7 protein-coding genes are annotated in these 7578 nt (G+C 68.5%); 2 read left to right on the top strand and 5 right to left on the bottom strand.

Annotated elements, in window-relative coordinates:
- Positions 1-156: 156 nt before the first annotated feature.
- Positions 157-1272 (top strand): permease, encoded by a 1116-nt coding sequence (locus FPZ12_RS45010; RefSeq protein WP_243770364.1) that lies wholly within the window; start codon positions 157-159, stop codon positions 1270-1272.
- Here FPZ12_RS45010 and FPZ12_RS45005 read toward each other — a convergent pair.
- The 4 genes from FPZ12_RS45005 to nicT are packed head-to-tail and all read right to left on the bottom strand — an operon-like array spanning position 1266 to position 5775.
- Positions 1266-2285, bottom strand: a complete 1020-nt coding sequence (locus tag FPZ12_RS45005) for a flavin-containing monooxygenase (RefSeq protein ID WP_144761936.1) — start codon at positions 2283-2285, stop codon at positions 1266-1268. The genes FPZ12_RS45010 and FPZ12_RS45005 overlap by 7 nt on opposite strands.
- 10 nt (positions 2286-2295) lie before the next feature.
- Entirely contained in the window at positions 2296-4476 is a 2181-nt protein-coding gene (locus FPZ12_RS45000) for a heavy metal translocating P-type ATPase (RefSeq protein ID WP_144761933.1), read from the bottom strand.
- The gene (locus tag FPZ12_RS44995) at positions 4476-4679 is read right to left on the bottom strand and encodes a heavy-metal-associated domain-containing protein (protein ID WP_144761930.1); all 204 of its coding nucleotides are present in this window, start codon (positions 4677-4679) and stop codon (positions 4476-4478) included. Before FPZ12_RS44995 ends, FPZ12_RS45000 begins: the two co-directional genes overlap by 1 nt.
- A 40-nt stretch (positions 4680-4719) precedes the next feature.
- Entirely contained in the window at positions 4720-5775 is a 1056-nt protein-coding gene (nicT, locus tag FPZ12_RS44990) for a Nickel transporter NicT (protein WP_243770363.1), read from the bottom strand.
- A gap of 108 nt (positions 5776-5883) precedes the next feature.
- On the opposite strand from nicT, the gene FPZ12_RS44985 reads away from it, so the two are divergent.
- Positions 5884-6165 (top strand): metal-sensitive transcriptional regulator, encoded by a 282-nt coding sequence (locus FPZ12_RS44985; RefSeq protein ID WP_144761939.1) that lies wholly within the window; start codon positions 5884-5886, stop codon positions 6163-6165.
- Between the two features lie 134 nt (positions 6166-6299).
- Here FPZ12_RS44985 and FPZ12_RS44980 read toward each other — a convergent pair whose 3' ends face one another.
- On the bottom strand, positions 6300-7370 hold the full coding sequence (locus tag FPZ12_RS44980) for an alpha/beta hydrolase (protein ID WP_144761927.1): 1071 nt from the start codon (positions 7368-7370) through the stop codon (positions 6300-6302).
- Positions 7371-7578: the final 208 nt, after the last annotated feature.

Raw genomic sequence — 7578 nt, 5'->3', positions numbered from 1 at the left:
GGCTTGGCTCCCGTCGCTGGGTCGCGGTTTCTGGGGTGGGCGGGTGTCCCCGGCTTTCATTGCCGGATGGCGGTGGGGCTGCGCCGGGTTTACCGTTCTTACTCACCGGATACCCCCAGCCCGTATGAAGGGAGAACCGTGCTCGAGGCGTTGCGGATGGCTGGGTTGATGGGCTGGGAGATCCTCTGGGCCCTCATCCTCGGCTTCGGGTTGTCCGCGATCGTCCAGGCCGTGGTGCGTAAGGCGACCATCGTCCGGCTGCTTGGCGACGACCGGCCACGCACGTTGGCCACCGCGGCGGGGCTCGGGGCGGCCTCTTCGTCCTGCTCCTACGCGGCCGTCGCCCTCGCACGTTCCCTGTTCCGCAAGGGTGCGGACTTCACGGCGGCCATGGCCTTCGAGATCGGCTCCACCAACCTCGTCGTCGAGTTGGGGATCCTGCTCGCCCTCTTACTCGGCTGGCAGTTCACCGTCGCGGAGTTCGTGGGCGGGCCGTTGATGATCGTGTTCGTGGCGCTCATTTTCCGGTTCGCGGTACGGGACAAGTTGTTGCACGCCGCCCGCGAGCAGGCCGAGCGCGGTGTTGCCGGGTCGATGGAGGGGCACGCGGCGATGGACATGTCCGTCGCGGGCGAAGGATCCTTCCGGCGACGGCTGTTTTCCGGTGAGGGGCTCACGAGCGTCGCGCACGTGTTCGTGATGGAGTGGGCCGCGATCCTGCGCGACCTCGTGATCGGCCTGCTCATCGCGGGCGCGATCAGCGCCTGGGTGCCGGATTCGTTCTGGCGCGGCTTCTTCCTCACCGGGCATCCGGTGGCGTCCGCGCTCTGGGGACCGATCGTCGGACCGGTCGTAGCGATCCTGAGCTTCGTCTGCTCGATCGGCAACGTGCCGCTCGCGGCGGTGCTCTGGAACGGCGGCATCAGCTTCGGTGGCGTCGTGGCATTCATCTTCGCCGACCTGCTGATTCTCCCCATTCTCAACATTTACCGGAAGTACTACGGCATGAAGATGGCGCTGATACTCCTCGGCTCGTTCTACGTGTCGATGGTCGCCGCCGGGTACGTCGTGGAACTGCTCCTCGGCGGACTCGCCCCGGAACAACGATCGGCCCAAGTGCTGGAGTCCGGGATCTCGTGGAACTACACCACCTGGCTGAACATCGTGTTCCTGGCGCTCGCGGGCGTGCTCCTCATCCGCTTCTTCCGCACCGGGGGCGCGCCGATGCTCCGCATGATGGGCGGCAGCCCGGAGCACGAGCACGGTCACTGACGCAGTTTGCGCACCACATAACGCGCATCGCGACCCACGCCGCGCAAGCTGGCCGAGAGCAGGCACCGCTGCCACTCCAGCCCGACATACCCCAGCCCCGCATGCGTCGTCGACAAACCCTTGTACTGCACCGGCATCCCGTCCGCGTCCAGCGCACCCAGCCCGGCGAGGTAACCGAGGTCCGGCCGGTAACCGGTGGCGAAGATGATCGTGTCCACGTCCTCCGCAGACCCGTCCGGCCAGGTCACCCGCTGCCCTTCGACCCGGGTGAACATCCTGCGCTGATCGGGCTTTCCGGCGCGCACGGCCCGCCGGTACACCCCGGTGTCGAGCACCGGCACCGTCGGCGGGTTGCGCTGCCGGGACGGGATCGGCAGGAAACCCGTGCCGGTCACGGTGAACCAGAACTGCAGGTCCTGCCCGAGCGGCCGTTGTGTCACGAAGGCCACCGGCTTACGCGTGGCGAGTGTGACGCGGGCGTGCCCGGCCAGTTCGGTGCCGATCTGCGCGGCAGTGTTTCCCGCCCCCACAACGACAATCCGTTGCCCTTCGAACGCGCTCGGTTCCCGGTAATCCATGGCGTGCAGGGTGCGGCCGGTGAAAAGGCCCGGCAGACTCGGCTGGAAGGGGCTGCCGAACGCACCCGTCGCGGCGATGAGCATGGGCGCGGTGAACGTCTCCCCGGCATGCACCTCGAAGTCACCGTCGTGCCGGACCGACGTCACGCGCGTGCCGGTGCGGATGTCCACGTCGAGCGTGGCGGCGTAGTCGCGCAGGTAGTCGATCACCTCGTCCCGGTGCGGGTACCGGGCGGGATCGCCGGGGAAAGCCTTGCCGGGCAAGGAACTGTAACGAGCGGGCGAGAAGAGGGTGAGGCTTTCGTAGTAGCGCGGCCAGGAACCGACGGGTTCGGCCCCGGCCTCCAGCAGCACGGGCGTGAGCCCGGCCTGTCTCAGCACATACGCGGTGGCCAGGCCGGACTGCCCGCCACCGACGACGATCGCATCGGGCATACCGGGCACGCTAATGGAAAGTGCGCAGCCTCAGGGAGTTGCTGACGACGAAAACCGAGCTGAGCGCCATCGCCGCACCGGCGATCATCGGATTCAACAACCCGAAAGCGGCCAGCGGCAGCGCGGCCACGTTGTAGGCGAAGGCCCAGAACAGGTTTCCCTTGATGACGCGCAGAGTGCGCCGCGAAAGCCGGATGGCGTCCGCCGCCGCACGCAGATCCCCGCGCACCAGCGTGAGATCACCGGCCTCGATCGCCACGTCGGTGCCCGTGCCCATCGCCAGCCCGAGGTCGGACTGCGCGAGCGCGGCCGCGTCGTTCACGCCGTCACCGACCATCGCCACGCGATAACCCTGCTCCTGCAAGCCTTTCACCGCGTCGACCTTGCCCGCGGGCAGCACCCCGGCGATGACCTCGGTGATCCCGACCTGGCCCGCCACCGTGCGCGCGACGGCCTCGTTGTCCCCGGTCAGCAGCACGGGGTGCAGGCCGAGCGCGTGGAACCGTTCGACGGCGTCCTTCGACGTCGGCTTCACCGTGTCCGCGATCGTGAGCACCGCGCGCGCTTTGCCGTCCCAGCCCACGACGACCGCCGTCTGACCGAGCTCCTCCGCCGCGGCCTTCGCTTCGGCCAGCTCGTCCGGGAGGCTCTCGAAGAGCGCGGCGCGGCCAACCGACACCTCGTGCCCCTCGACTTTCCCGTGCACGCCAAGGCCTTCAGCGTTGCGGAACTCGTGCACCTCGGCCAGCTCGGGTGCCGCCGCGGCGACCGCCTTCGCGATCGGGTGCTCGGAAGCGTTCTCCAGCGAACCGGCAAGGCGCAGCACTTCGGCGCGATCCTCGCCGGGCGCCAGGTGGACGTCGGCCAAGGCCATCCGGCCGGTGGTGACCGTGCCGGTCTTGTCCAGCACGATGGTGTCGATGCGGCGGGTGCTCTCCAGCACCTCCGGGCCCTTGATCAGGATCCCCAGCTGCGCCCCGCGCCCGGTGCCGACGAGCAGCGCCGTCGGCGTGGCCAGGCCGAGCGCGCATGGGCACGCGATGATCAGCACCGCGACCGCCGCGGTGAACGCCGCCGCCGTCGCGCCGCCCGCGACCAGCCAGCCCACCAGCGTGACCAGCGCGAGCACCAGCACGACCGGCACGAACACGCCCGCGACCCGGTCGGCCAGCCGCTGCACCTGCGCCTTGCCCGTCTGGGCCTCTTCCACCAGCCGCGCCATCTGCGCCAACTGCGTGTTCTCGCCCACGCGCGTGGCACGCACGACCAGCCGGCCGCCCGCGTTGACCGTCGCGCCCGTGACCGCGTCCCCCGGAGCGACCTCGACCGGCACCGATTCGCCGGTGAGCATGCTCGCGTCGACCGCGGAGGAACCTTCCTCGACGACGCCGTCCGTGGCGATCTTTTCCCCAGGGCGCACCACAAACCGGTCACCCACCGACAGCTGCGCGGCCGGGACGCGCACCTCGGCGCCGTCCCGCAGCACCGCCACGTCCTTCGCGCCCAGCTCCAGCAGCGCGCGCAGCGCCGCGCCGGCCCGGCGCTTGGACCGCGCCTCGAAGTACCGCCCTGCCAGGAGGAAAGTGGTCACCCCGGTGGCGACCTCGAGGTAGATGTTCCCGTCGCCACCCATCCGCGAGACGGTGAACCGGAACTCGTCGGTCATCCCGATCTCGCCGGCCGTGCCGAACACCAGCGCGTATACGGACCAGAGGTATGCCGCGAGTGTGCCGACCGAAATCAGCGTGTCCATCGTGGCGGCGCCGTGCTTGAGGTTGGCCCACGCGGCCTGGTGGAACGGCAGCGCCGCATACGCGACAACGGGGGTGGCCAGCGCGAACGCGACCCACTGCCAGTAATCGAACTGCAACGCCGGGATCATCGACAGCGCGATGACCGGCACGGCGAGTATCACGGACCCGACCAGCCTGTCCCGGAGCGAAGAGACCGGATCCTCTTCGGCCTCTTCGGGGAGCACCGCCGAATAGCCTGCGGCTTCGACGGTTTCGACCAGCCGCCGCGGATCCACGCCCGCCGGGAAGGTGACCTTCGCCTTCTCCGTGGCGTAGTTCACCGTGGCGGTGACGCCCTCGAGCTTGTTCAGCTTCTTCTCGACCCGCATCGCGCAGGACGCGCAGGTCATCCCGCCGATGGCGAGCTCGAGCCGATCGTGGTCCGCGGCCGTGGTCATCAGGCGACCTGGTACCCGGCCTCGTCGACGGCCGCGCGCACCGCTTCGTCGCTCAGCGCCTGTGCGCTGACCACGGTGACCGCGCCGGTGGGCAGGTCGACCGCGACGGACTCGACGCCCTCGATCCGGCCGACCTCTTCGGTGACGGCCTTCACACAGTGCTCGCAGGTCATCCCGGTGACGGTGTAGCTGGTCTCAGTCATGATCCCGACTATACCCCCTACCCGTACCGGGAAACGAGGACTACTCGGGCTGCGCCACCCACCGCTGCTCGAAGCGGCCGACCCGCCACACCACCAATGCCAACAACCAGGTGACCAGGAACAGTCCGACGATGACGAAACCCACGTAGTTGAGGTCGAGGTTCGCGATCGCGGCGAGCGGGCCGGTGGTGATGCCGAAGCGGTCGGCCAGCACGGAGATCAGCTCCACGACCCCGATCACCAGCGCGACCACGACGGACAGCGCGGTGACCGTGATGTTGTAGAAGATCTTGCGGATGGGCCGGGCGAACGCCCAGCCGTACGCGAGGTTCATCAGGCAGCCGTCGGCCGCGTCGAACAGCGTCATCCCGGCCGCGAAGAGCACCGGCAGCACGAGGATCGCGTACCAGGGCAGGGAAAACGCCGCGGCCCCGCCGGCGAGCACGAGCAGGCCGACCTCGGTTGCGGTGTCGAAACCGAGGCCGAAGAGGACACCGACGGGATAGATGTGCCACGGCTTGCGCACCGCGGCCGTCGCCCGGCCGAGGATCCGGTTCATGAACCCGCGCTTCGCGAGCTGCTCCTCGAGCTCCGCTTCGTCGAGCTGACCGGAGCGCATCCCGCGGAACACCTTGAGGATGCCGACGAGCACGACCAGGTTGAACGCGGCGATCAGGCACAGGAACACCCCGGACACGGAGGTGCCGATGATCCCGGTCACGTCGTGCAGGGTGGAGTCGTCGGACTCCAGCTGCCCGGCGAGCGCCCGGACACCGAGGGAAAGCAGGACGCAAAGCCCGAAAACGACGGTGGAATGCCCGAGGGAGAACCAGAAACCCACGGTCAGGGGCCGTTTGCCCTCGGCCATCAGCTTCCGGGTGGTGTTGTCGATGGCCGCGATGTGGTCGGCGTCGAACGCGTGCCGGATGCCGAGGGTGAAGGCGGTGACCCCGAGGCCGATGCCGAACACCTGGGCGTTTCCGATCGCGTAGTGCTCGGGGGCCACGAAGATCGTGAGCACCCCCCAGCCCAGCACGTTGAGGGCGAGAACGAAGGCGGCCATCGCGGCGATGAGGATCCAGTCGCGCCTGCTCATACCTGACAGACTAATCAGATGAACAGGCGTTGGGAATATCGTTCGCGCCGGTGGATACGGGGAGCGGGTATCATGGCGAAGGACCCGAACACGAAGGTGGGCAGCGGAATGCCGAGCTACAGCGATGAGAAGGACGCCTACCTCAAGCGCCTGCGCCGGATCGAGGGCCAGATCCGCGGTCTGCAGCGGATGGTCGAAGAGGACAAGTACTGCATCGACATCCTGACGCAGGTGTCGGCCGCCACCAAGGCGCTGCAGTCGTTCTCCCTGGAGCTGCTCGACGAGCACCTCTCCACGTGCGTGGTCGACGCGGCGAAGACCGGCGGCCGGGAGGCCGAGGTCAAGGTGCGTGAAGCCTCGGACGCGATCGCCCGTCTCGTGCGCTCCTGAGCGCCTGTACGGCTCAACTACTCAGCCGCTACACAGCCACTCAGCAGCTCACCCACTCAGCCGCCCACCCGTTCGGCCGCTTACAACTCAGCCGCTTACAACTCAGCCGCTTACCAACTCAGCCGCTTACCCACTCAGCCGCGAGGCGCGCCCCAGCCGTTCGGGCACTGGGCGGGCGGCGTGCCCGCCGACACCCGCAGGAAGTCCGCCAGGTCCTGTTGCCAGAACGGCCACAGGTGTGAACCGACCCCGGTGCAGTAGCGGTCCTGCACCCCGGCCAGCCGCAGCCGCAGGTGCATCAAGTCGTTGTGCAGCCTCGCCAATCCCTCCACCACGTCGTAGTTCTGTTGCCCGGTGCCGTCTCCCACGTACAGCGCGACCTGGATCTGCTGGGTGCGATACACGTCGGCGAGGTCGAACGGGTTGCGCTGGCTCCAGGTCACGAACGGCCCGAAGACCGCCTGCAGCCCGCGCGCCCGGTAGGACGGATCCCCTTCCTGCGCCACTGTCAGCGCCGTCCCGAACTCGAGGCTCAGGAAGAGCTGGTTGATCGTGAGCGTGTCGGTGGCGCGCAGATTCGTGGTGCCGGAGAACTCCGCGGCGGCCGAGAACAGCTCGGGATGCCGCGCCGCGTAGCTCAACGCCCCGTAGCCGCCCATCGACAGTCCCGCGATCGTCCGGTCCGCTTTCGTCGCCAGGGTCCGGAAGTTCGCGTCGATCCACGGCACCAGCTGGTCGATGTGGAACGTCTCCCACAACGGCCGCCTGCCGCCGTAGTCCGGCTGCGCCCAATCCGTGTACCAGCCCGCCTTTCCGCCTTCGGGCATCACGACTATCCCCGGGTACCCGGTCTCGTCGACGAGCCCTGGCACATCTCCTTCCTCGACCCAGGAGCGCGCGTCGTCGAGCGCGTCTCCCCCGCCGTGCAACAGGTACAGCGTCTTGTAGCGGGCACCGACGTCCGTCGCATACCCGGCCGGCAGGTAGATCCGCACGTGCACCGGCTGGTAGATCGCCGCCGTGGCCACGACGGCGTCCAGCAGGCGTGGATCGCTCTCGTCCTGACTCAGGCTGACGAGCGTGATCCCGTGTGAATCCGGCTGCGGCAACGCCGGCGCCGCCTCGGCCGGCACGGCGACGACCAACGCGGCCGCCGCGACGAATGCGGTCAGTGTTGTCAGTACGGTGAATGCGGCCCGGATCATCGGCGCCCCCGTTCAGCGGAGTACGCACACTTTTGTGACGCGCCACCACTCGGTCAAGAGCCACGCACACGCCTTTGTCCCGAATCGGCAAGGATTCGCGACCACGCCGACAATCCTGTCCCGGCCGAGAACTATCCACAGTGGACAGAACCGAAGACCCGAACCGAAACCACCCCGAACTGTCAGACCCCCTCCCTAAGCTCAACCC

This window comes from Amycolatopsis acidicola (genome assembly GCF_007713735.2).
GTDB classification, from domain to species: Bacteria; Actinomycetota; Actinomycetes; order Mycobacteriales; family Pseudonocardiaceae; genus Amycolatopsis_E; species Amycolatopsis_E acidicola.
Note: the sequence above shows the minus strand (reverse complement) of the source record. Positions and strands in the feature narration are given on the sequence as shown.

Coding starts and splice junctions, on each gene's coding strand:
- FPZ12_RS44995 (WP_144761930.1), bottom strand. CDS start 4,679: ATGACTGAGACCAGCTACACCGTCACCGGGATGACCTGCGAGCACTGT.
- FPZ12_RS44980 (WP_144761927.1), bottom strand. CDS start 7,370: ATGATCCGGGCCGCATTCACCGTACTGACAACACTGACCGCATTCGTC.
- FPZ12_RS45005 (WP_144761936.1), bottom strand. CDS start 2,285: ATGCCCGATGCGATCGTCGTCGGTGGCGGGCAGTCCGGCCTGGCCACC.
- nicT (WP_243770363.1), bottom strand. CDS start 5,775: ATGAGCAGGCGCGACTGGATCCTCATCGCCGCGATGGCCGCCTTCGTT.
- FPZ12_RS44985 (WP_144761939.1), top strand. CDS start 5,884: ATGCCGAGCTACAGCGATGAGAAGGACGCCTACCTCAAGCGCCTGCGC.
- FPZ12_RS45000 (WP_144761933.1), bottom strand. CDS start 4,476: ATGACCACGGCCGCGGACCACGATCGGCTCGAGCTCGCCATCGGCGGG.
- FPZ12_RS45010 (WP_243770364.1), top strand. CDS start 157: ATGGCTGGGTTGATGGGCTGGGAGATCCTCTGGGCCCTCATCCTCGGC.